19 protein-coding genes and 3 tRNA genes are annotated in these 23,303 nt (G+C 32.7%); 11 read left to right on the forward strand and 11 right to left on the reverse strand.

The window, feature by feature from the left end; all coding sequences use genetic code 11:
* The first annotated feature begins 38 nt into the window (after positions 1-38).
* Positions 39-374: a tRNA-binding protein gene (locus OIU80_RS13945; RefSeq protein WP_264287613.1), complete on the forward strand. Its 336-nt coding sequence runs from the start codon at positions 39-41 to the stop codon at positions 372-374.
* A 58-nt stretch (positions 375-432) separates the two neighbouring features.
* Here OIU80_RS13945 and OIU80_RS13950 read toward each other — a convergent pair whose 3' ends face one another.
* From OIU80_RS13950 to OIU80_RS13960, 3 genes are all read right to left on the reverse strand, one after another.
* Positions 433-984, reverse strand: a complete 552-nt coding sequence (locus OIU80_RS13950) for an RBBP9/YdeN family alpha/beta hydrolase (protein ID WP_264287614.1) — start codon at positions 982-984, stop codon at positions 433-435.
* An 88-nt stretch (positions 985-1,072) separates the two neighbouring features.
* Positions 1,073-1,447, reverse strand: coding sequence for a PUR family DNA/RNA-binding protein (locus tag OIU80_RS13955; protein ID WP_264287615.1), 375 nt, complete (start codon positions 1,445-1,447; stop codon positions 1,073-1,075).
* A 68-nt stretch (positions 1,448-1,515) separates the two neighbouring features.
* Positions 1,516-3,294 (reverse strand): ABC transporter ATP-binding protein, encoded by a 1,779-nt coding sequence (locus OIU80_RS13960; protein ID WP_264287616.1) that lies wholly within the window; start codon positions 3,292-3,294, stop codon positions 1,516-1,518.
* A gap of 203 nt (positions 3,295-3,497) precedes the next feature.
* On the opposite strand from OIU80_RS13960, the gene OIU80_RS13965 reads away from it, so the two are divergent.
* The 4 genes from OIU80_RS13965 (at position 3,498) to OIU80_RS13980 (ending at position 8,330) form a co-directional block, all read left to right on the forward strand.
* Positions 3,498-4,604, forward strand: coding sequence for a Glu/Leu/Phe/Val family dehydrogenase (locus OIU80_RS13965; protein ID WP_319004969.1), 1,107 nt, complete (start codon positions 3,498-3,500; stop codon positions 4,602-4,604).
* A gap of 239 nt (positions 4,605-4,843) precedes the next feature.
* Positions 4,844-5,755: a transcription antitermination factor NusB gene (nusB, locus tag OIU80_RS13970; protein ID WP_264287711.1), complete on the forward strand. Its 912-nt coding sequence runs from the start codon at positions 4,844-4,846 to the stop codon at positions 5,753-5,755.
* Positions 5,756-5,785: 30 nt separating this feature from the next.
* Entirely contained in the window at positions 5,786-6,058 is a 273-nt protein-coding gene (yajC, locus tag OIU80_RS13975) for a preprotein translocase subunit YajC (protein ID WP_039115484.1), read from the forward strand.
* 1,183 nt (positions 6,059-7,241) lie between these two features.
* The gene (locus OIU80_RS13980) at positions 7,242-8,330 is read left to right on the forward strand and encodes a porin (protein ID WP_264287617.1); all 1,089 of its coding nucleotides are present in this window, start codon (positions 7,242-7,244) and stop codon (positions 8,328-8,330) included.
* 151 nt (positions 8,331-8,481) lie between these two features.
* Here OIU80_RS13980 and OIU80_RS13985 read toward each other — a convergent pair whose 3' ends face one another.
* The 5 genes from OIU80_RS13985 to OIU80_RS14005 all read right to left on the reverse strand — a co-directional run bounded on the left by OIU80_RS13985 (position 8,482) and on the right by OIU80_RS14005 (position 14,245).
* The gene (locus OIU80_RS13985) at positions 8,482-9,381 is read right to left on the reverse strand and encodes an N-acetylmuramoyl-L-alanine amidase (RefSeq protein ID WP_264287618.1); all 900 of its coding nucleotides are present in this window, start codon (positions 9,379-9,381) and stop codon (positions 8,482-8,484) included.
* A gap of 34 nt (positions 9,382-9,415) precedes the next feature.
* The gene (locus tag OIU80_RS13990; protein ID WP_264287619.1) at positions 9,416-9,925 is read right to left on the reverse strand and encodes a hypothetical protein; all 510 of its coding nucleotides are present in this window, start codon (positions 9,923-9,925) and stop codon (positions 9,416-9,418) included.
* Between the two features lie 43 nt (positions 9,926-9,968).
* Positions 9,969-11,282, reverse strand: a complete 1,314-nt coding sequence (gene rimO / locus OIU80_RS13995; protein WP_264287620.1) for a 30S ribosomal protein S12 methylthiotransferase RimO — start codon at positions 11,280-11,282, stop codon at positions 9,969-9,971.
* Positions 11,283-11,527: 245 nt separating this feature from the next.
* Entirely contained in the window at positions 11,528-13,108 is a 1,581-nt protein-coding gene (locus OIU80_RS14000) for an OmpP1/FadL family transporter (RefSeq protein WP_264287621.1), read from the reverse strand.
* Between the two features lie 45 nt (positions 13,109-13,153).
* Positions 13,154-14,245: a hypothetical protein gene (locus OIU80_RS14005; RefSeq protein WP_264287622.1), complete on the reverse strand. Its 1,092-nt coding sequence runs from the start codon at positions 14,243-14,245 to the stop codon at positions 13,154-13,156.
* Positions 14,246-14,345: 100 nt separating this feature from the next.
* Between OIU80_RS14005 and proS the strand changes: the two genes are divergently transcribed.
* The 5 genes from proS (at position 14,346) to rpsT (ending at position 16,612) form a co-directional block, all read left to right on the forward strand.
* Positions 14,346-15,824 (forward strand): proline--tRNA ligase, encoded by a 1,479-nt coding sequence (proS, locus tag OIU80_RS14010; protein ID WP_264287623.1) that lies wholly within the window; start codon positions 14,346-14,348, stop codon positions 15,822-15,824.
* A gap of 76 nt (positions 15,825-15,900) precedes the next feature.
* Positions 15,901-15,972: transfer RNA gene (locus OIU80_RS14015), tRNA-Glu, on the forward strand.
* A 48-nt stretch (positions 15,973-16,020) separates the two neighbouring features.
* Positions 16,021-16,092: transfer RNA gene (locus OIU80_RS14020), tRNA-Glu, on the forward strand.
* 44 nt (positions 16,093-16,136) lie between these two features.
* A tRNA-Glu gene (locus OIU80_RS14025) sits at positions 16,137-16,208 on the forward strand.
* Between the two features lie 152 nt (positions 16,209-16,360).
* The gene (gene rpsT, locus OIU80_RS14030; protein ID WP_035622425.1) at positions 16,361-16,612 is read left to right on the forward strand and encodes a 30S ribosomal protein S20; all 252 of its coding nucleotides are present in this window, start codon (positions 16,361-16,363) and stop codon (positions 16,610-16,612) included.
* Between the two features lie 109 nt (positions 16,613-16,721).
* Here rpsT and OIU80_RS14035 read toward each other — a convergent pair whose 3' ends face one another.
* Together OIU80_RS14035 and OIU80_RS14040 are read right to left on the reverse strand one after the other, a co-directional pair.
* Complete coding sequence (locus OIU80_RS14035) at positions 16,722-17,138, reverse strand: response regulator (RefSeq protein ID WP_264287624.1); 417 nt, start codon at positions 17,136-17,138, stop codon at positions 16,722-16,724.
* A gap of 1 nt (position 17,139) precedes the next feature.
* Entirely contained in the window at positions 17,140-18,852 is a 1,713-nt protein-coding gene (locus OIU80_RS14040) for a PAS domain-containing sensor histidine kinase (RefSeq protein ID WP_264287625.1), read from the reverse strand.
* Positions 18,853-19,024: 172 nt separating this feature from the next.
* Here OIU80_RS14040 and typA point away from each other — a divergent pair, with 172 nt between their 5' ends.
* Positions 19,025-20,821, forward strand: a complete 1,797-nt coding sequence (gene typA / locus OIU80_RS14045; protein WP_264287626.1) for a translational GTPase TypA — start codon at positions 19,025-19,027, stop codon at positions 20,819-20,821.
* 136 nt (positions 20,822-20,957) lie between these two features.
* Here typA and OIU80_RS14050 read toward each other — a convergent pair whose 3' ends face one another.
* Positions 20,958-23,297 carry a T9SS type B sorting domain-containing protein gene (locus OIU80_RS14050; protein WP_264287627.1) on the reverse strand — a complete coding sequence of 780 codons (2,340 nt, stop codon included), beginning with the start codon at positions 23,295-23,297 and terminating at the stop codon, positions 20,958-20,960.
* Between the last annotated feature and the right edge of the window lie 6 nt (positions 23,298-23,303).

Raw genomic sequence — 23,303 nt, forward strand, 5'->3', positions numbered from 1 at the left:
TAATAGGTTGCGAAATAATAATTTAGTAAAAATAAAATATGGATTTAACTTGGTCAGAATTTGAAAGAGTAGAAATGAGAGTGGGAACAATTATACAAGTAGATGATTTTCCAGAGGCTCGTAAACCCGCTTATCAACTTACAATAGATTTTGGAACAGAAATCGGAATCCGAAAATCATCAGCACAAATTACCAAGCGATATACTAAAGAAGAATTAAAAGACAGACAGATTGTTGGGGTTGTTAATTTTCCTAAAAAGCAAATAGGAAGATTTATGAGTGAGTGTCTTGTAATTGGAGCAGTAGGAGAGGAAGGCGACGTTGTTTTATTAGCACCGGATTTTAAAATCGAAAACGGATTGCGAATAGGATAATTAGTTTTTAGCCTCGGTTTATAGTTTACGGTAGCTACTGGATACAGGGACTGAATAATTAAAGCATGTCAATCTTCAAGATCAATTGTTTCAATATTTCTTGTCCTTCTTCCCAGTATTTCAAATCTGAATCGGAGTTGATGTGTCCTTTTTGTCCAATATTTACAAAGTCACTTCCCCACATTTTGGCAAAATATTCTTTTCTTTCAAAGGATGCATAGGGATCGTTTTCACTAGCTACAACTATTGACGGAAATGGTAATTTGACAATTGGCATTGGCGAAAAGTTTCTTATACATTCAGGAGTGTGTTGAGGGGAGTCTACATCGGCAGGGGCTACTAATAAAGCTCCAATGATATTTTTGTTGGTATTAGATATTGTCCAGTGTAGTACCAAAGAAACGGCTAGGCTATGTGCTATTAAAATGGTTGGTTTGTCTAGTTTTGTAATTTCTTCGTTTAATCTTTTAATCCATTCCCCACGAACAGGTTCATCCCAATTGTCTTGAACTAAACGAATTGAATTTTTAAATTTCTTGTGCCAATACGTTTGCCAGTGTTTATCTCCAGAATTTCCTAAACCTGGTAATATTAATAAATTTGCTTCCATTATTGGTGTTTTTTGAAATTTAAAAGATATAAAAAAAGTCCAAAAATTGACTAGATTTTGGACTTTCTACTTCTTAACAGTAAATTGATTAGATGTCGTCAAAATCAATATCTGTAAAACTCGACCTGTGAGATACAAGCTCTTCTTTATCAGAACTGTATTCTTTCTTGAAATCTTTCTGATGTCTTTCGGAGATTACTTCTTCTCCTTTGTGGTTTAAAACATAAGAAGTCATTTCTCCTAAAATTTCAGCAAAAGCACTAAAATCTTCTTTGTACAAGTAAATCTTATGTTTCTTAAAATGGAAAGAGCCATCTTCTTCTGTGAATTTTTTGCTTTCGGTAATCGTGATATAGTAATCGTCTGCTTTTGTAGCTCTTACATCAAAGAAATAGGTCCTTCTTCCTGCTCGTAGTACTTTAGAAAAAATCTCTTCTTTTTCTAACATGTCATTTTCTCTCATAATCCGTTCTATCGATTTTTTATTTAATAGCAATCAAAAATCTTAAAAAAATATCTATTATACAACAATTAAAGTAATTCTTTTTCGGAAAGTTGTTTTATATATAATGATGAATAATACCCTTCTTGATTTATCAATTGATTATGAGAACCTTGTTGGATGATTTTTCCTTCCTCGAGTATAATAATTTTATCTGCATTTTTAGCAGATGATACACGATGGCTCACAATTATGGTGGTTTTGTCTTTGCAAATTTCAAATAAGTTATTTAAAATCGTTTCTTCAGTTTCTGTATCCACAGCAGATAAGCAGTCATCAAATAGCAAAATTGCAGGGTTTTTTATTATTGCTCTAGCGATAGAAACACGCTGTTTTTGTCCTCCCGAAAGAGTAATTCCTCTTTCTCCTAATACGGTGTCGTACTGTTTGTTAAAGCCAATGATGTTGTCGTGTACGACAGCATTTTTTGCAGCTTCAATGACTTCTTCGTCAGTTGCGTTTTGGTTGCCAAACTTAATGTTGTTTTTAATGCTGTCAGAGAATAAGAAAGCATCTTGGGGTACAATACCAATGTTGTTGCGTAAATCGTTGAGGTTTAATTTGCTTATTTCATTACCGTCAATTGTGATTTGTCCTTGAGGGACATCGTATAAGCGTGAAATTAAAGAAAGGATTGTTGATTTTCCAGAACCAGTTTTTCCTAAAATAGCTAGGGTTTCCCCTTTCTTAACAGTAAATGTTACATTATTAAGAGCAGTTATATTAGTGTCTTCGTAAGTATAGGTTACATTTTCAAAAGAAATTGTTCCGTCGATAGTAGAGTGGTCTGGGTTGTTGTTTTTAATTTCAGGCTCGATTTTTAAGAATTCATTTAGTCTTTTTTGTGATGCTTCGGCTTCTTGTACCATAGATGAAACCCAACCTAGAGAAGCAACTGGCCATGTAAGCATATTTACATAAAGAATAAATTCGGCTATTGTTCCTAAGCTTTTGATACTGCCGTTAATATACATTACACCACCAAAATAAATTACTACAAGGTTACTGATTCCGATTAAGGCAATCATTAGCGGGCCAAATAATGATTGAACTTTGGCAAGGTTTAAGCTTTTGCTTTTACTTTCATTTGCTAGATCAATCATATTGTTTTGATGTTGATTTTCTAAAGAATAAGCCTTAATAACTCGAATTCCAGAAAAAATTTCTTGTGTAAAACTCGAAACCTTTGATAAATATTGTTGAAAAACAGTGCTTCGTTTATTTATTTCGGTACTTAATTTAAAAATACAATAAGATAATATCGGTAATGGCAATATGGTATATAAGGTTAAAAGAGGAGAAACATTATACATATATATGATCACGATGGCAAATCGAATAAAAGTATTAATGGTGTACATTACTGCCGGACCTACATACATACGTACTTTAGAAACATCTTCACTAATACGGTTCATTAGATCACCAGTACGATTTTGTTTATAAAAGTTTTGAGAAAGGTTTTCGTATTGTTGAAAAACTTCATTTTTTAAGTCAAATTCAATATGACGAGACATTACAATTAAGGTTTGTCTCATTAAAAAAGTAAGGAAACCTGCTACGATGGTTGTAGCAATAATTAGTAAAACATTGTGTACGAGTTCTTCTCTGTAAAAAGATAATACTGCCTCTGATGCTTTTTCTGCTTCTGGTAGTTTATCAAACTTTTCAATAGCACTTAATGATTTACTTATTAGTTTTGGAGTAAATAGCGAAAATATTTGTGCGATTATTGTTATGAAAATACCTAAGGAAAAACTGTATTTGTATTTAATAAAATATTTGTTTAAATAACGTAATTCTTTCATCTTTTTATGATATTCTGTGTTGAAATGAGCTTATTTTGATGGATATTGTTGGTTTTGGACAATACTTAATATGTTTATTGAAAAATATTCAATTACTGGATTGTTATTTTTTAATTAAAAAAATGCTGTATGTATATTTTTTGTATAAATTTGAAATGTCTTTTTGACAAATTCGTAATTTTAACTAACAAAAATTATTTGCTATGAATGCAGCTTTTGCAACTGGAAAGGAACTTCAAAAAATGGATCCCGTTTTTGGTCAACTATCGTTTGATGATCACGAACAAATTGTATTTTGTAATGACAAAGATACAGGTTTAAAAGCAATTATTGGTATTCATAATTCAGTTATGGGACCTGCTTTAGGGGGAACAAGGATGTTTAATTATGCTAACGAATGGGAAGCATTAAATGATGTTTTGCGTCTTTCTAGAGGGATGACATACAAAGCAGCAATTACGGGATTAAATATTGGTGGAGGTAAAGCCGTTATTATTGGTGATGCCAAGACTCAAAAAACACCTGAATTGATGCGTAAGTTTGGAGAATTTGTACATTCTTTAAGCGGAAGATATATTACTGCCGAAGATGTTGGTATGGAAACCAGAGATATGGACATTGTAAGAGATGTTACTCCTTATGTTACTGGTATTTCTGAAGAAAGAGGTGGTTCAGGTAATCCTTCTCCTGTTACAGCTTATGGTGTGTTTTTAGGAATGAAAGCTGCTGTGAAACAACAATTTGGTTCTGATAGTGTAGCTGGTAAAAAAGTTTTGGTACAAGGAATTGGACACGTAGGAGAAACTTTGGTAGATTATTTAACTAAAGAAGGTGCTATCGTTACTATTACTGATATCAACGAAGAAAAATTGTATGAAGTAGCGGCAAAATACGGTGCTACTATTTTTGCAGGGGATGATATATATAGTGCAGATGTTGATGTTTATGCGCCATGTGCAATGGGAGCAACGTTAAATGATGATACTGTAAATAAAATAAAAGCTAAAGTTATTGCTGGTGCAGCAAATAATCAATTGGCAAACGAGAATGTTCACGGTCTGATATTACAAGAAAGAGGGATACTTTATGCTCCGGATTTCTTGATTAATGCTGGTGGAATTATCAATGTTTACGCAGAATTAGAGCATTATGACAAAGCTGAAATCATGCGTAAGACAGAAAATATCTACAATACAACACTTGAGATTTTTGATTATGCTATTAAAAACGGTATAACGACACATCAAGCAGCATTAACAATTGCTCAAAATCGTATCGATTTAAGAAAAATTGAGAACGCTAAAAAATAAAAACTAGTTTAGTTTAAATGTTTAAAGTCTCAGTCTCAGTCAGAGTTTTCAGCTAGTATGAAACCGTGACTGAAAACTGGGATTTTTTTATTGTTGTAAACTGCGATTGCGACTGAAAACTATTCTTAAATAAAGTAACTATAAATTTTATTATAAAGCTTGAAATTCTTATTTTTGCAAACTAATTTTTAAAATGTTCTTACAAGGTGGTAAATAGAAGACACATACGCGTTAAAGTAATGCAGTCCATTTATGCGATGCATCAAAACGGTTCTGATAATCTTGAAAAAGAAGAAAAATTTCTTTTTTATAGTATTGATAATATTCAGGATTTATATCTTGTGATGGTTTCTTCGTTAATCGAAATTTGTAAAAAAGAGACAATCTATTTACACTTATCAAGCAAAAAACATCTTGCGACTCCTCAAGAGCGTAATCCAAACGAAAAATTTGTTAAAAATGCCATTTTTCAGATTCTAGCTGAAAATAATTCGCTAAGTATAGCATTAGAAAATCGTAAAATCAATAATTGGACACTAAATGACGATTATATTTTACTACTTCTTAATGACATTAAAGCGAGTAAGCAGTACGCAAAATACATGAGTAATGCAGTGAATACGTTTGAAGAAGACAAGCAGTTTATTGTTGATTTATTTACTGAAGTAATAGTTCCTAATGAAAAATTATATGAGTATCTAGAAGACGATAAGCTTACTTGGGTAGATGATATTCCTGTAGTAAATACACATATTATCAAACAATTAAAAGCTATTACAGCTGGAGAAGATGATAATTTTAGAGTTCCAAAATTGTATAAAGACAATGAGGATAGAGATTTTGTAAAAGACTTGTTTAGAAAAACAGTTTTAAATGAATCGGAATTTGCTAAAGAATATGTGGATAAAACACCAAATTGGGATAGTGATCGTATTGCTGAGATAGATACAATTATTTTAAAAATGGCAATTTGTGAGTTTTTAAAATTCCCTTCAATTCCTGTAAAAGTAACTCTTAACGAATATTTAGAAATAGCAAAAGAGTATTCTACGCCAAAAAGTAGTATTTTTATCAACGGGATTTTAGACAATCTTGTAAAAGAACTAGAGGCTAGCAAAAAGTTGATTAAAGCTGGTCGTGGTTTAATGTAATAATTATTAAATAAAAACTGAATTTAAATTATGGAACAATTAACTCAATTTGCACCGTTTCTATTAATGTTTGTGGTGATCTATTTCTTTATGATTAGACCACAACAAAAACGTGCAAAAAATGAAAAAGAATTTGAAAGTAGCCTAAAAGTAGGTGATAAAATTATAACAAAAAGCGGTCTTCACGGAAAAGTTTCAGAGCTTGCAGAAACAACTGTAGTTATCGAAACAATGTCTGGAAAATTAAAGATGGAGCGTTCTGCGATTTCTATGGAAATGAGTGCAGCTTTAGCTAAGAAATAGTAAGCTTTAAGTAAAAATTATTAAAGCCCCAATCCGAATTCGGATTGGGGCTTTTTTTTGCTTATACAATATGATAGTGCTTCTTTCTGATGGTTCTTTTCTACGAAGTTTCTTTCTCTTTAAAACTGTTTTAATAAAGTGTTCTTTTAATTCGGAATAGAGGGTATTGTTGTTAGATGTGTCAATGATTTTTTGGTTATGGTGTAATTTTTAGTTTGGATGTGTTAGGGTGAAAATAGGTAGGTTTTTTTTCTTTTTTAAACTGTAGTGTTTTGTTTGTTTTAAGTAGTTATTAAAAGGAGTGGTTGTGTATTTTTAAAATATATTTTTGTAAGAATTTAATAAAGATGTTTACTTCTTGTTGATTGGTTTTGGTTTTTAACTCTTTTTTTTATTTTTTGTTTTTATTTTTTATTTTTTATTTTTTGTATTTTTTAATAGGGGGTGTTGTGTTTTTAAATGTGTTATTTTTGAATGCAACCCATTTATTTTTAGGGCTATGTTGTTTATTTTGATATTTATTTTTATTTTTTGGATTTTAAAGCTTGTCAAATTTTTTAAAAACATGCCTTTAAAATGTAAAATAATGATAATTGGCTATTGTAATTTTTGTAATCCGTAATTCTTTCCAAAAGAAGCCAAAAAAAATAATTTTATGAGATTATCTAATGTAAAAGTTGATAAATTCGCCTCAGAAACATGTTTTAGCGATGTGTAATGAAGAAAAGTGTTTTTTAAAAATAGATGATTTTAAATGTATCAATGACTTTATTTCTGTGATTATTTTTAAAGCTGTGTTTTTTTTACATATTGGCAGTGCGTATTTTGAGTTTAATAATAGTTTAAAGATTTTCTTTCCATGTTTAGTCTTTTTAGCTACGCATTTTGACTCATTAGTAATTGTTTTTTGGATCTATTGTTTTGGTTTGTAGCTGTTTGTTTTTTAAAAAATAATGAGTAGATGTGCGTAGTAGTTTTCTTTATTTTCAGTTTTTTTAGTGTCTACTTTGCGTAATCAAGTTTGTGTTAAAATTGTATTTGTAATAGTAAACTATAAATATTGAATCAACGAAAAAGGCTATTTATTAGTGTAAATCCTTACTGCAGTTCTTTGATGTTATATAGAATATAAATGCATTTATAAAAAATAACCAAACCAATTATCAACTAAAACCATTTAAATATGAAAAAAGTAATACATATTTTAGCTTTGATGTTATCGAGTTCTTTTGCTTTTGCTCAAGAACAAAAAGAAACGACTGATCCAGCGACAACATTTGGGGGTTCAGCAGACGTTTATTATAAATATGATTTTTCTAAACAACAAAACGGTTTAACCAGTTTTGCAAATTCACAAGATTCATTTGAATTAGGGTTGGTATCTATTACAGCTTCACATAAATTTGGAAAAGCCTCAGCTTTTGTAGATGTAGGATTTGGGACAAGAATGATAGAGTTCTCTTATAATGAGTATAATGGTAATAATGAGGCTTCTTTTTTAATTAAACAGTTATTACTTAAATATGATTTATCAGATGATTTCTCTGTAACTGTAGGTAGTTTTGGAACGCATTTTGGATATGAAGTATTGGATGCTGTAGGTAATAAAAATTATAGTACATCGTATGCATTTTCATATGGGCCTTTCTTTAATACAGGAGTAAAGGCACAATATACCAATGGGAAATTTAGTGCTATGTTTGGGATTACCAACCCTACTGATTTTAAATCTGCGATGGATGCTGGTTCTAGTCAAAAAACATATATAGGGCAGTTAGGTTATATTGCGGATACTGGAAGTGCTTATTTTAATTTCACATCAGGAAGTACAAACCCTGCTCCTGGATCTACGATTGTGCCGACAGGTGATAATAAAATGCATTTTGATTTTGTGGGAACAAAGGCGATTAATGATGCGTTTTCTTTAGGATTTAATGCCGCTTATGCTAAAACAACAAACGATTATGATAGTAATCTTGGTGGAGAATGGTTCTCACTGGTTGGGTATGCTTATTATAAATTTAAAGATAATCTTGGGTTAGCTTATAGAGTGGAATATCTTGATGCAAAAGACGCTGCTGCTAGTTTAGGCGAAGTAGCAGGTTCAAGTGTTTTTGCAAATACGGTATCACTTAATTATAAAGTTGGAAATATGACGATAATTCCAGAAATACGATTAGATAGTGCTTCTGAAGATGTTTTCCTTGACAGTAATTCTCTTCCAACTGGTAAGATGGTCTTTGCATTAGTTGGTGCCACTTATTCTTTTTAAGATTTTATATTGATTTTTTTTTTTTTTTTTTTTAAACTGTTAAAACATTTTAATGTTTTAACAGTTTTTTATTTAAACTTGTTTTTCTAGTAAAAAAAAACACGCTTTAGGCAATTCTAAAGCGTGTGTTATATATGAAGTTTGGTAACTTCTATTGTTTTTTATAAATAGAATAAATAGTATTTATTGTTTTTCTATCTAATACTCCATCAACTTCAGTTTGAATATAATGTAGTTTAAAAGCTGTAATTGCAGCAGTAAGATTTTTAGTATTGTATCCAATAATTCGTAAAGCAGGCTCAATTTTAAAATCAAATGGAGCTTCTTCAAGTATTTCATCTTGCCAAATTCCAAATCCTAGTCCAGCTAGTGTTTTCCATGGAAACAATTTACTTGGATCTTGTTTTCTTCCTGGAGCAATATCGGCGTGACCTAAGATGTTTTGCGTTGGTACATTGTATTCTTTTTTTAATCTCGTTAAAAGCGCGATTAAACTATTCATTTGTGTTTCAGAGAAAGGTTCTATTCCGTTGTTATCAAGTTCAATACCTAATGAAGATGAATTAAGATCAGTATTTTTTCCCCAAGTAGAATTACCAGCATGCCAAGCACGTAGATAATCGTTTAGCATTTGAACAACTTTACCATCTCTAGATATAATGTAATGGGCACTTACTTGCGTTTTTGTTTTAGTAAATGTATTTACAGTTTGTTGTAAAGAGTCTTGTGCGGTATGATGGATAATGATAAAGTTCGGCTTACGTAAATTAAAGTTTACAGTACCTATCCATTGCGTATTAATACCATTTTCTAACGATGTAGATCCTGTTTGGGAAAGCGAGTCTTTATAAATGTGTAACTGATTAGCGTAAGAGGTATCTATACTTATAGTTGTACTAGGTGGGGGTATAGGTTGTGCTTCTTTACTCGTAATCTTATCTTCAAGAGACTTAAGTTGCTGATCATATACTTTTTCGCTAGATTTATACGGATTCGTTGAGCAAGAAGTAATTACAATCGCTATAGCCAAACAGTAAAAATACTTTTTCATATCTTAAAATTGTCTTTATGTTTTTTGAAAACAATTACTTTTTCTTTTTCTTCGATTTTTTAGACCCGCCTTGAGTTTTCAGTTGTTCCATGTAAAGTGTATATTTTTCCTTTTGATCTTTGTTTAAAAAATCGGATACTCTTTTGTTTGTAACTTCAGAAAGTGCTTGAATTTGTTTTATTTTTTCATCTTGGCTGCTGCTTTCGTTTTTCATAAGTATGCCTTGTTCTTTGATACTTTCAATAAGAACATTCGATACTGCGATTTCCTGAAGGGCATCAAGATTAAGTTCAGGCTTCATGTTTTCCATTATTCTGGCAACAGTTTCCTCAACAGGAATTTCTTTTGGTTTAGATGTGTTGGCAGATGGGCCTATGCTTCCCATTCCTTGACTCATCCCGCCATTCATTCTGCCTCCTCCGTAGCCACCGCCACCATAGCCATTACCGTAGCCGTTTCCATAACCATTTCCGTACTGTGCAGAAACTGGGTTGGCGAAAAATAACATAAATGCAAATACTATTGCTGCTTGAATTGTTTTCATATTTTATATTTTAGAATAAAAAATCAAAAAATGTATTGTAAATTTAAACAGGTTCACCGTATAAATCAAATTCTGTAGCTTCTATTATTTTAATATTAACAAATTCTCCAGTTTTTACATAATGTTTAGATGCATCGATCAATACTTCATTATCTACATCTGGACTGTCAAATTCAGTTCTTCCAACAAAATGAGCACCTTCTTTTCTGTCGATAATACATTTAAAGGTTTGTCCTACTTTTTCTTGGTTTAAATCCCATGAAATCTGAGATTGTAATTCCATGATTTCGTTAGCACGATCTTGTTTTACTTGGTCTGGAACATCATCTTCTAGTAAATAGGCATGTGTATTTTCTTCGTGTGAATAAGCAAAACAGCCCATTCTGTCGAACTTCATTTCCTGAACGAAGTCTTTAAGAATGTTAAAATCTTCTTGTGTCTCTCCTGGATAACCTACAATTAGCGTAGTTCTAATAGCCATTCCGGGAACAGCTTTACGGAAATCTTTTAGTAATTGAGTTGTTTTTGCCTGAGTTGTACCACGACGCATCGATTTTAAGATTGAGTCCGAAATGTGTTGTAACGGAATATCAATATAATTACAAATCTTAGGTTCACGTTTCATGACCTCAAGAACATCCATTGGGAAACCAGTAGGGAAGGCGTAATGTAAACGAATCCATTCAATACCTTCTACTTTTACTAAAGCCTCAAGTAATTCGGCTAGATTTCTTTTCTTGTATATGTCAAGACCATAGTAAGTTAAATCCTGAGCAATTAAAATCAATTCTTTTACGCCATTTTTAGCTAATCCTTCAGCTTCTTTTACCAGTTTTTCAATGGTTTGTGATACGTGTTTTCCACGCATAAGAGGGATGGCACAAAAACTACAAGGTCTGTCGCAGCCTTCAGCAATTTTTAAATAAGCATAATTTTTTGGAGTAGTTGTCAAACGCTCTCCTAATAATTCATGTTTGTAATCAGCGCCCAATGCTTTTAGTAATTGAGGCAATTCGGTTGTACCAAAAAACTGATCTACATTTGGAATTTCTTTTTCTAAATCAGGTCTGTATCGTTCAGACAGGCATCCTGTCACAAAAACTTTATCTACTAATCCTTTTTCTTTTTTGTCAGCATACTCTAAAATCATGTTTACTGACTCAGCTTTAGCGTTGTCAATAAATCCACAGGTATTTATAACAATAATATTGCCTTCTTCGGCAGCAGGAGCTTCATGTGTTACTTCTTTTCCGTTAGCGCGAAGTTGACCCATAAGTACTTCACTGTCATATACATTTTTCGAACACCCAAGAGTGATTACGTTGATTTTATTCTTTTTTAAAGACTTGGTTCTCATACTTTTATAAATTGGAGTGCAAAATTACATTTTTTATTCCTAGAAACACCATGATTCCTCCTTTTTTCTGAAGTTGTCATTGTTAGACTTGGGAGTATTTACCTTCTGTGTATTGTATCTTTTTCTGTCTGGCGGTAACCCAAAAAAGGATATTCCTCCTTCTGATGATTATCGGAATAGGGTTAAAAAAAAATCCGTCTTGATTAGAACCAGACGGATTTATATAAGTTTGTGTTGCTATTTGATTATAATTCAAATAACATTGTCAATGAAACATTGTTAAATTTTGTATTGATATTAGCGCCATCTGTAAATCCTTGATTAAAGAATGCTTGGTGAGAATTTCTCTTGGCATAAGAATAGGCTAAATCTACTTTTGTTGCTCCAAAATTATATCCTAAACCTCCAGAGTAGCCGTTTAAGTCGCCAATTGTAGTGCTGTTTTTGTACGGGCTTTGCTCGTATCTATAACCAGCTCTTAAGCTAAGTAGTTTGATTTTGTATTCAGCACCAACTCGTACTTCGCTACTGCTGGTTAATTGGTTGCTCATAGTATTGTTTACACCTCTAAAGTGGCTATCATTTGTAGGCTTGAATTTGGTGTTACCATAATCTTTGATGGCATAATCAACACTTAATAATCCAGTTTTTCCAAAAACGTATGCAAAACTGGCAGTCCATTTTCCTGGAGTCTGTAGTTTGTATGACTCATATACATTAATAATTTGTGGGTCAACTATAGTTGGAGGTAATTCTCCGACGTTATTGCTTCTTACAGTTACTAATTTCTGTGTAGTTTCATCATAAAGCTTGTACCAAGTGTTTGATTCGTATGCAAGACCTAATCGTACCTGATCAGTTACTTTTGCAATAGCACCCACTTGAAAAGAAAAACCATTTCCGTAAGTGTATAATTGATTGTCAAAACGTAATCTGTTTATTTGATCAACTGCACTTGTATTGTTAGCATTGTCTTCGTAAAAACTAGTGTTTCTAGTGTAATCTGCAAAATGAGAATTTAAATTTATTCCTATGAATAATTTATCTTTATAAGATGTAGCAGCATTAAAGGATAGTTTTCCATTATAACCATTAGAGTGAATCTCATTTTCCTGATAATAATTTCCTCCAGCGGGAACAAGCGGGTAGTATGAACTATTTGGATTGGTTTCATCTGTTGGCTCAACTATGAATCCTTGGTATCCTAGCATTGCTTGTTGAGCTGAGTGACCAGTTAATCCAGGGTATTGAAAATTTGGTAAGCTATTGCCTAGATAGCGATATAGGTTACTTATGTTTTCTCCTTTATTCGTTCTAACAAATTCTTGAGGCACAGGAGCACCACCATTACCAGTATTGGCGTAGCTTAAAAAATATTGATCTATAGAGTTTGTTGGATTTACTCCCATAGAAAAAACATCATTATTATAGTTGTTCGTGTTTTCGTAATTAACAGCTACGGATAATTTTTTCCAGTTGCTCTTTTGATCATAGTTTTTAAAAACCATAACACCACCAGCTTGATTTAGTATGAATGAGTTGTCGCTATCTTTGGATTTTGTTCCAAAATAATTAGAATTATTCTTAGTGTTATAATTGCTCAATGTTACGCCAAATTGATTGTTTGCGAATATTGCAGAACCAGCTGGGTTAATATTTAGTGAAGATAAATCACCACCCAGTGCTCCAAATGCACCTCCCATAGCACGGAAACGAGCAGTTCCGTTTAGGTTGTCTTGTGAATAGCGCATTGCATCAGTGATGTCTTGAGCTTGTATTGCGCTAATAGATAGTCCAGTAAGGATTAGGAATATATACTTTTTCATAATTGTAATTCAGGTAAATTTTAATTTAATTAAAGAAGAAGTGGATTATCTTCTTCCTCCGCCAGAAGATCTTCCTCCTCCGCCGCCGCCAGAAGTTCTTCCACCACCACCGGCATCGTATGAACGACCTGATGAACTAGGTGTGTAAGATCTTGTAGGTGCGCTGTTTGAGCTGCTAGGGTTGTAAGTTCTAGTAGGCGCAGTGTTACTGCTGTTGTCTCTACGTGTTGGAGTATAAGTATTATTTTGTGAACCCGATGATTGATTTCTTCGTGTTGGGGCGTAAGTGCTATTTGAGGATTGATCTCTTCTGGTGTAATTAGAATTACCGTTGTTTCTGGTTGTATTGTAAGAGTCGTTTCTTCTGTAATCTGTGTAATTAGTGTTACTGCTTCCTCTTCTGGTAGTAAAGTTTGAGTTTTGAGAATTAGTTCTTCTATCTGTGTAGTTATTGTTGTTACTACCTCTTCTGTTTACAGAGTAATCTGAGTTTCTATTAGAGTAACTTCTATTAGAGTAGTTTCTGTTAGAATAATAATTATTACGATTTATGCCGTTGTCATACATAGCTCCTCTTCGGCCAGTATTGTATGAGTAGTTGTAGTTGTTGCGGTATCCGTAATAAGGTCTGTATCCATAATAAGGATAGTATGAAGGGTAACCCCAACCTAATCCACCACCATAATAAGGGTAGCCCCATCCGTAACCATACCCGTATCCGTATCCAAAACCTCCGTAATAAGGATAGCCCAATCCTAGGCCAAAAGATAATCCCCAAGTATTTGGGTATATGTTTACAGATACATCTTGAACATTGCTTCCCCAGCCAGCATAACTAATGCTTGAGTTCGCTATACTGTCATCAGATTCATTATAAGAACCGTAATTGTCAACATTTGTAAAGATTTCAGTAGGCTCGTCATTGTTTTGTAAGGAGCTAAAATATTCTTTATATTGATTATTAGTACCGGTTGTTGTAACTCTTTCTGTGTAATTATTAGATGATGTTCCATATATTCCGTCATTGTCGTAATAAGAACTATTTTGATAAGAACCACACGAAGTTACTAGTAAACACAGTAAACCTGTAATTGAAAAAAGCGCTGTGTTTTTTTGGAAAAAAATATTAGTTTTCATATCTGTGGGTTTTTTATTGTTGGACAATACAAAAATAGTTAGTTTTGTGAAACTATTTAGTTAAAATAAGTTAAACAAAATTTGTGCCAAACTATTCAATATGAGTAAGAACCTTACTACAAGATCAGAAGATTATTCAAAATGGTATAACGAGCTGGTTGTAAAAGCGGATTTAGCCGAGAATTCAGGAGTTAGAGGATGTATGGTTATTAAGCCGTACGGATATGCTATTTGGGAAAAAATGCAAGCTGAATTAGATCGAAAATTTAAAGAAACAGGACATCAAAACGCCTATTTTCCCTTATTTGTTCCTAAGAGCATGTTTGAGGCAGAGGAGAAAAATGCCGAAGGATTCGCAAAAGAGTGTGCTATTGTAACGCATTATAGATTAAAGAATGATCCGGATAAACCCGGAAAGTTAATGGTTGATCCTAATGCTAAGTTAGAAGAAGAGCTAATTGTTCGTCCAACAAGTGAAGCTATTATATGGTCTACATATAAAGGATGGGTACAGTCGTATCGTGATTTACCTTTGTTAATCAATCAATGGGCAAATGTGGTTCGTTGGGAGATGAGAACTCGATTGTTTTTGAGAACAGCTGAATTTTTATGGCAAGAAGGGCATACGGCTCATGCTACAAGAAGTGAAGCTATCGAAGAGTCTGAGAAAATGATGAATGTATATGCCGAATTTGCTGAAGGGTTTATGGCAATTCCGGTTGTGAAAGGACTTAAGACAGAGTCAGAGCGATTTGCAGGAGCAGAAGAGACATATTGTATCGAAGCATTAATGCAGGATGGTAAAGCATTACAAGCCGGAACATCACATTTCTTAGGTCAGAACTTTGCAAAAGCATTTGATGTGAAGTTTGCTAATGCAGAAGGGAAACAAGAATATGTTTGGGGAACTTCTTGGGGAGTATCTACTCGATTAATGGGTGCTTTAGTAATGACACACTCTGATGATAAAGGATTGGTCTTGCCTCCAAATTTAGCTCCTATACAGGTGGTGATTGTTCCTATCCATAAAACAGATGAGCAATTGGCTGAAATTTCAGTTGTGGTTAATGAGTTAGTCTCTCAATTGAGAAAGCTTAATATAGCTGTGAAATATGATGACAGAACGACACAGAAGCCAGGATTTAAGTTTAATGAATATGAATTAAAAGGAGTGCCGATTAGAATTGCGGTTGGTCCTAAGGATTTAGAAAACGGAACTTTTGAAATTGCAAGAAGAGATACGTTAACAAAAGAAGTGGTTTCAAAAGAAGGAATTGTTACTTATGTGAATGATTTATTGGCTCAAATTCAAGTTGATTTGTATAATAAAGCATTAGATTATCGAAATTCGCATATTACTGAAGTAAATAATTTTGAAGAATTTAAAGAGGTTTTAGAGAATAAAGGAGGTTTTGTATCAGCACATTGGGATGGAACTGCAGCTACAGAAGAGAAGATTAAGGACTTAACGAAAGCAACCATTAGATGTATTCCTTTGGATGGAGTAGAAGAGGCGGGAAGCTGTGTTTTTACTGGTAATTCTTCTACTAGAAGAGTGCTTTTTGCTAAGGCATATTAATTTTTTTAATTTTTTTTGCTTTAGCTATTGTGCAACTAAAAAATAGGTGTATCTTTGCATCCGCATTAGGGAAGCAGGCCCGTTCGTCTATCGGTTAGGACGCATGGTTTTCATCCATGTAAGAGCGGTTCGATTCCGCTACGGGCTACTACTTTTTTTGCGTGTTAAAAGTTATTTGAAGATTGAATAATAAAATGGCCCGTTCGTCTATCGGTTAGGACGCATGGTTTTCATCCATGTAAGAGCGGTTCGATTCCGCTACGGGCTACAAATTCAATTTTTATTTAAATTGAAAAAACTTAGAAGAATACTGGTCCGTTCGTCTAGGGGTTAGGACTTCAGGATTTCGTCCTGGTAACAGGGGTTCGATTCCCTTACGGACTACTAAAATTAGTTGTGAATAAGTTTTGTAAAATAACAGCTGGTGTCTCGGTTTTTATTTTATTAGTTAAAGCTAAAGTGATTGTTTTGCAATTATGGGAGGCTTTTCTTTTTTAACTAGTATCTATAATTATTACATCTAAAATTAAAAAAAAATGGCAAATCATAAGTCAGCATTAAAAAGAATCAGAAGCAACGAAAAAAGAAGAGTTCTTAACAGATATCAGCACAAAACTACTCGTAATGCTATTAAAGCATTAAGAATAGCTACTGACAAGCAAGATGCTACTTCAAAATTATCAACTGTAATTTCTATGATTGATAAATTAGCGAAAAAGAATATCATTCATGATAACAAAGCGTCTAATTTAAAATCTAAATTAACGAAACATGTAGCTAAATTGTAATCATACAATTTGCTTAAAATATATGAAAAAACTCTCTTTTAGAGGGTTTTTTTTATGCTTAAAAAAAACTCCTTAAATAATTGTTTTAATTATTTAAGGAGTTTTTCTGTTAAATACTCATTTTGTTTTTTATGTATTCAAGCATTTGTAGGGTGATTGGTTTTGAGAGAAAGTCAAGTATCATCGGGTAGTTTTTTGCTTTTTCTAAATCTTCTGGATCAATTGTAGAGGATAATATGATTATGTTGGTGGTATTGAAGTCAGAGTAGTTAGATGTAGAGAAGTGGTCTAGGAATTCCCAGCCACCCATTACGGGCATGTTTAAGTCTAAGAAAATAAGCCGTGGTTTTTTATCGTTAAGATCGGTAGGCTTAGTGTTGTATTTAAGAGAGTTGAAGTATAATAAAGCTTCTTCACCGTTTTGTGCAGTCATTATTTCTTTAGAAAACTCAGCTTTTGTGATTACTTTTTTACATAACATTAGCGCTATGGGGTCGTCGTCTATGCATAAAATTTGATCAAACATTTTATTTGTTTTTAAATATTAGAGTAAATGAGGTTCCTTTGTCAACCTCGCTGTCTATACTGATTGTTCCTCCCATTGTTTCTACTTGAGATTTTACTAGGTATAATCCAAGTCCTTTGCTGTCGGGGTAATTGTGGAATCTTTGGTAAAGTCCGAAAACTTTATCTCTGTTTCTTTCAAGGTCAATTCCAATTCCGTTGTCTTTAAAGGTTAGTATTATGCTGTCTTCGGTTTGATTGGCTGAAATGGTGATTTTTAATTTGCGGTCTTTTGATCTGTATTTAATAGAATTGGTTAATAGATTTAATAATATACTTTCTAGGTAGGCTTTGTTGATGTTTAATACTGTTACTTTTTCGAAATTTAGTTTTATTATTGGTTTGTGTAATTCAATTTGAAAATTTAACTGATTGAATACATTCTCGAAAACTTCGTTTAGTAAAACTTCTTCCTTTTGGATTGATGGGTTGTCTTTAATTATGATAACTTTTACTAAATCATTAATAGTTTCGTTTAGTAAGTGAGTTGACTTATTGAATCCGTTTAATATTTCTTTTAACTCTTCATTTTCTATCGGAATGTCTTCTATGAGATTTAATAATCCGGTTAGGTTTGATAATGGCGATCTAAGATTATGAGAGGTTATGTAAGAGAATTGTTTTAAGTCTTTGTTGTTTTGAGTTAATTCTCTGATTAGGTGCTCTTTTTCTTTTTCTAGTTTTTTTTCTTCAGTTGTGTCTCTTTGTATTGATATCCAGTGGGAAACTTCATTTTCGGAATTAAAAATAGGGATCATTGAATAGCGAACCCAGTACTCCTCTTTGTTTTTGGTGTAGCTAATAGTTTCTATTGAGCACTCTTCTTTGTTTTTTATTGCTTTTATTAGTTTTCGGAGTTCGCTAGAGTCGGATTTTGGACCTTTAAAGATATTAGGTGATTTTCCTACTATTTCTTCAGATTGATATCCTGACATTTTTGAAAAAGATGGATTTACGTATACGATTTGAGGGATTTTACCATCATGTGAGTCAGCTTCGGTAATTAGGATAGAGTCTCGAGATTGAGTAATTACAGTTTCAAGTAGTTTTAATCGTTGTTCTTCTTCCTTTTGTTTTGTGATATCTTGTATGGCACCAATCATTCTTGTGGCTCTTCCGTTTTCATCTTTTAATAGAAAGCTACGGTGAAGAACGTATTTATAAGTAGCGTCAGCACATCTAAAACGATACTGATCTTGCCATTTTTCTGTTTTTTGTTCTATAAATGAATATAGTTTTACTGACATTCTGATGCTGTCTTCGGGATGGATTTTGTCAAACCACCATCTCGAGCTGTCGCCAACTTCTTCTGGTTTATATCCGAAAACACTTTCGATTCCTTTGTTCCAAGTAATGTTGTCTTCTTGGATTTTCCAGTCCCAAATTGTGTCACTGGTTGCTTTTGCAACTATGTTGTATTTCTCGTTGGATTCTTTGATTTCGTCATTCGATTTTTTTAGTTTTTCGAATACTGTAATGTTTCTGGCGTCGTTTTTTGATAGTATATACCTGAAGAGAAGACCAGTTAGAATAATGAAAACAAGATCTTTTATGAAACTGAAATAATAGTATTGAGTATTTGAGATATTGTTAAGCAAGTATTTGTGGCAAATGATTGCCAGAAATAGAGAAATGACAAAGTAAATTAATGTAATTTGATTGGTTTTGTTTTTCATTACTCAAATATAATTAATAATTACCAAATTATTAAACATCAATTATAAGATATTTGAAAGGCTTGAAATAAAGCTAGTTTTTGTACGTAATCAGTTAAGAATATGTAAACTATTCCCGAAATAGTTTTTATATTAAAAAAAAGTGTACCTTTGCACCCATTAAAAATCTCAGATGGAATCTATTAGAAATATTGCAATTATTGCCCACGTCGATCACGGTAAAACCACTTTGGTTGATAAAATTATGTATCACTGTCAGTTATTTCGTGACAACGAAAACACAGGTGATTTAATTCTTGATAATAATGATTTAGAGCGTGAGAGGGGTATTACTATTACTTCTAAGAACGTTTCGGTTCAATACAAAGGAACTAAAATCAATATTATCGATACTCCTGGTCACGCCGATTTTGGTGGTGAAGTAGAACGTGTACTAAACATGGCCGATGGTGTATGTTTGCTAGTAGATGCTTTTGAAGGACCAATGCCACAAACTCGTTTTGTATTACAAAAGGCAATCGACTTAGGTTTGAAGCCATGCGTAGTTATCAACAAAGTTGATAAGGAAAACTGTACTCCAGAAGAAGTACATGAAAAAGTTTTTGACTTAATGTTTGAATTAGGTGCTTCAGAAGAACAATTGGATTTTCCAACTGTTTATGGATCAGCTAAAAATAACTGGATGTCTGATGATTTCAGAAATCAAACAGAAAACATTGAGCCTTTACTAGATATGGTAATTGCTAATGTTCCAGCTCCTAAAGTTTCTGAAGGAACTCCACAAATGTTAATTACATCTTTGGATTTCTCTGCATTTACAGGTCGTATCGCTATTGGTCGTCTTGAAAGAGGAATTTTAAAAGAAGGTATGCCAATTTCTTTGGTAAAAAGAGATGGTAAAATTATAAAATCAAGAATTAAAGAATTACACACTTTTGAAGGACTTGGTCGTAAAAAAGTAGAGCAAGTAATTGCAGGTGATATCTGTGCTATTATTGGAGTTGAAGGATTTGAGATTGGTGACACTATTGCTGATCACGAAAATCCAGAAGCTTTACAAACAATTGCTATTGATGAGCCTACAATGAGTATGTTGTTTACAATTAATGATTCTCCTTTCTTTGGTAAAGAGGGTAAATTTGTAACTTCTCGTCATATTAGAGAAAGATTAACAAAAGAATTAGAGAAAAACTTAGCTATGAAGTTAGGTGAAACTGATTCTGCTGATAAATTCATGGTTTTTGGTCGTGGAGTACTTCACTTATCTGTTCTTATTGAAACAATGAGAAGAGAAGGTTACGAATTACAAATCGGTCAACCACAAGTTATTATCAAAGAAATTGATGGTAAAAAATGTGAGCCAATTGAGGAATTAACAATCGATTTACCAGAAAATCTTTCAGGTAGAGCAGTTGAGTTCGTAACAGTTCGTAAAGGTGAAATGTTGAGTATGGAGACTAAAGGTGAGCGTATGATTATTAAATTTAATATTCCATCTCGTGGAATTATTGGATTAAGAAATCAATTGCTTACTGCTACTGCTGGTGAAGCGATTATGTCACACCGTTTTATAGGATATGAGCCTTTCAAAGGAGAAATTTCTGGACGTAACAAAGGTTCATTGATTTCTATGGAAAAAGGAAAAGCTATTCCTTATTCTATCGATAAATTACAAGATCGTGGTAAGTTTTTTGTTGAACCAAATGCCGAAATCTACGAAGGTCAGGTAATTGGAGAAAACTCTCGTGCTGATGATATGTGTGTAAACGTAACTAAAGAGAAAAAACAATCTAACGTTCGTTCATCAGGAAATGATGAAAAAGCAAGAATCATCCCTCCAATTATTTTCTCATTAGAGGAAGCATTAGAGTACATTCAAAAAGATGAATATGTAGAGGTAACTCCAAAATCTATTCGTTTGAGAAAAATCTATTTGACAGAAACTGATAGAAAAAGATTTAAAATCTAATCAGAATATATATAGTACTAAAAAAGCCATTCACATTGTGAATGGCTTTTTTTATGCTTGTATTTTTTATAAATATTGTTTCATGATATTTTGAAACTAATGGCAAGTTTCAAAATTTTAATGATTTGTAGATTGGTTATCTTTTTAAACTGAAGTGGCCTTTGACTTCTTTTCCATTTTCAAATAGCAAAGTAAACCAGTAATCATCAGAGGGTAGTTGGCGCCCTGTATAATTTCCATCCCATCCTATGTTTGTAGAGCTCATTTGTTTTATCAACTTTCCATAACGATCAAATATAGAGATAGAGTAATCGGGCATCTGATCTAGATTTTTGATTCTCCAAGTGTCATTATAACCATCTCCGTTAGGAGTGAAGAATCTTGGGTAGTCAAGAACGTAAAAATCGGATGATATAGTTGTTCCGCAACCATTCTTATCTCTTGCGTATGCTTTGTAAATTCCAGCAGAAACATCTTTAAATAATGGATTGTCTTGATAATCTATTCCGTTTAGTGAAAATTCATAATTTCCAATTCCAGTATATTCTACTAAAACTGAATTTTCATTTGCAGAAAAATCTTTAATCTTGGTTTCTGTAATTATAGCCACATCTGAAGCAACAACATTGAATTTCTTAGTTTTTTCACAACCATTTATATCAGATACTGTAATAGAATAATTTCCAACACTATTTACAGGAATTGTATTTGAGGTTGATCCTGTGTTCCAGTTATAACTTTCAAACCCTGTAGCAACAGTTAAATCAATTGTAGCATCTTTACATAAAAAGACAGTTTCAGTATCAAAATTAGGAGGGTTAAATATATTGATTACTAATTCAATTGGAGTTACAGCATAACAGTCTGGACCATTTATAATACGAGCATATATGGTTTGATTAAATGCAATGGTATTTTTGAAATTATTTGGTAGAGGATTTGCTTCAGTGATTGCATTGTTTTTAGTTGTATAATAATTTACTAATAACCCTAGAGGTAGCCCGTTTATAAGCTGTGGAGTAACTTGACTGTCTAAATTAAATTCATATAATCCATCTGTGTCTTCATCGCAAACAGCAATAGGATTTTGTGGAAGTATGATGTTGTTTGATATTTTTAATTGAAGCTCAGCATATTTAGCACAGCCAATTTTATTTTCAACTCTTGCATGAATAATTTCTGTAGGTGAATTATTAGTGTAACTTTTAGGATCAGCAATTGGATTTAATTTTGCTTGAGCATCTGCTAATGATCTGTAATATACGATGTTTAAATTGGGATCATTGTTCTTAATTATTGCATCAGCTTTGGTTAGATTAAATGTAGTACTGTTATCTGAATCTATGTCACATTGAATTAATGTCGCATTTGTTGTTGTAATTTCTGGCGCATACTCAATTTTTATTTCATCAGAAGCAGTACATGTCGAGGGTGCCATTAAAACATTTACTTTGTATGTTCCAGCTTCCTTAACTGTAAATGTGGGACCTGTTACTGTATTGTCTTTTATGCCATCTTTATACCATTCATAGCTATAATTTGAGCCTGCTGGAGAATATAATTTTGTGTCTAGTACTAATTCAGCTCCATAGCATAATGGATTGTTTGTGGTTGTTTCTCGGTCTTCTCCCAAGTCTATTTTTGAAGTAAAGCTTCCTGCTTCAAGAAAAATAGCCGAATCATAGTATGCATTTCTATCATCGGCGATTACTAATTTTATGTGATACGTTTTTCCTGCAACTACATTAGTTTCAGATTTCATTACAATAGTTTGCCCTGCATAATTTGTAGCGCCTGATCCAACGGTATTAAATCCGTTAAAATAAATTTCATTTACTGCTTGGCATCCTGGAACTATATTACCTTTATTATCTGTAACTGAGGCAGTTTTTGGGCGAACGTTCATAGATGAAACTGGTGTATTGGTGTTTGGCAATACTGCTAAGTTTTTATATGGCTCACTGCTGTTTTTTTCTTTTATCAGAAAAGCAAACCCATCAGAATAATAGCATGGATATACATTTTGGTATTCATTAGACGCAAAAATATAGTTGAAACTTATGAAATTTGTTAATGGTGAAAAATCAAATTCCAAAACAGTAGCATTTATAGATTTTATGCCTAATATCTGATCTAAATCTGAATCACCCAACCATGAGTTACTTCCGCCACCGCCATCATCATTTTGTAAAGGGCCAATCGAGTTTTGGCTGCTCCAAGTGCTAAGTACAACTCCTTCTTTAAAGGGGAAATTGCTCGTGCCAGCATTAAAATAAGCAAAACTTTGTTGTCCTGGAGTATGTTCGTCACCACTCGTTTGAGGATTTTTTACGGTAGCGCAGGAACTATTCACCAATACTTTTTCTATTAATTCCTGAGATGTTTTGGTATCATCAATAATAATGTATTGCGCATTGGATTTTGTCCCAAGACAAAAAATGAAAATTACCGATATGATTATTTTTACTGACTCCATTATTTT

Source organism: Flavobacterium frigoritolerans (assembly GCF_025847275.1).
In the GTDB taxonomy this organism is placed as follows: domain Bacteria; phylum Bacteroidota; class Bacteroidia; order Flavobacteriales; family Flavobacteriaceae; genus Flavobacterium; species Flavobacterium frigoritolerans.

What these genes read in the sequence shown, in the direction of transcription:
- OIU80_RS14035 (WP_264287624.1), bottom strand. Translation starts at nt 17,138, where the DNA reads ATGTTTGATCAAATTTTATGCATAGACGACGACCCCATAGCGCTAATG.
- typA (WP_264287626.1), top strand. Translation starts at nt 19,025, where the DNA reads ATGGAATCTATTAGAAATATTGCAATTATTGCCCACGTCGATCACGGT.
- OIU80_RS13950 (WP_264287614.1), bottom strand. Translation starts at nt 984, where the DNA reads ATGGAAGCAAATTTATTAATATTACCAGGTTTAGGAAATTCTGGAGAT.
- rpsT (WP_035622425.1), top strand. Translation starts at nt 16,361, where the DNA reads ATGGCAAATCATAAGTCAGCATTAAAAAGAATCAGAAGCAACGAAAAA.
- rimO (WP_264287620.1), bottom strand. Translation starts at nt 11,282, where the DNA reads ATGAGAACCAAGTCTTTAAAAAAGAATAAAATCAACGTAATCACTCTT.
- OIU80_RS13990 (WP_264287619.1), bottom strand. Translation starts at nt 9,925, where the DNA reads ATGAAAACAATTCAAGCAGCAATAGTATTTGCATTTATGTTATTTTTC.
- OIU80_RS13945 (WP_264287613.1), top strand. Translation starts at nt 39, where the DNA reads ATGGATTTAACTTGGTCAGAATTTGAAAGAGTAGAAATGAGAGTGGGA.
- yajC (WP_039115484.1), top strand. Translation starts at nt 5,786, where the DNA reads ATGGAACAATTAACTCAATTTGCACCGTTTCTATTAATGTTTGTGGTG.
- OIU80_RS14000 (WP_264287621.1), bottom strand. Translation starts at nt 13,108, where the DNA reads ATGAAAAAGTATATATTCCTAATCCTTACTGGACTATCTATTAGCGCA.
- nusB (WP_264287711.1), top strand. Translation starts at nt 4,844, where the DNA reads ATGCAGTCCATTTATGCGATGCATCAAAACGGTTCTGATAATCTTGAA.
- OIU80_RS13980 (WP_264287617.1), top strand. Translation starts at nt 7,242, where the DNA reads ATGAAAAAAGTAATACATATTTTAGCTTTGATGTTATCGAGTTCTTTT.
- OIU80_RS14005 (WP_264287622.1), bottom strand. Translation starts at nt 14,245, where the DNA reads ATGAAAACTAATATTTTTTTCCAAAAAAACACAGCGCTTTTTTCAATT.
- OIU80_RS14050 (WP_264287627.1), bottom strand. Translation starts at nt 23,297, where the DNA reads ATGGAGTCAGTAAAAATAATCATATCGGTAATTTTCATTTTTTGTCTT.
- OIU80_RS13985 (WP_264287618.1), bottom strand. Translation starts at nt 9,381, where the DNA reads ATGAAAAAGTATTTTTACTGTTTGGCTATAGCGATTGTAATTACTTCT.
- proS (WP_264287623.1), top strand. Translation starts at nt 14,346, where the DNA reads ATGAGTAAGAACCTTACTACAAGATCAGAAGATTATTCAAAATGGTAT.
- OIU80_RS13960 (WP_264287616.1), bottom strand. Translation starts at nt 3,294, where the DNA reads ATGAAAGAATTACGTTATTTAAACAAATATTTTATTAAATACAAATAC.
- OIU80_RS13955 (WP_264287615.1), bottom strand. Translation starts at nt 1,447, where the DNA reads ATGAGAGAAAATGACATGTTAGAAAAAGAAGAGATTTTTTCTAAAGTA.
- OIU80_RS14040 (WP_264287625.1), bottom strand. Translation starts at nt 18,852, where the DNA reads ATGAAAAACAAAACCAATCAAATTACATTAATTTACTTTGTCATTTCT.
- OIU80_RS13965 (WP_319004969.1), top strand. Translation starts at nt 3,498, where the DNA reads ATGAATGCAGCTTTTGCAACTGGAAAGGAACTTCAAAAAATGGATCCC.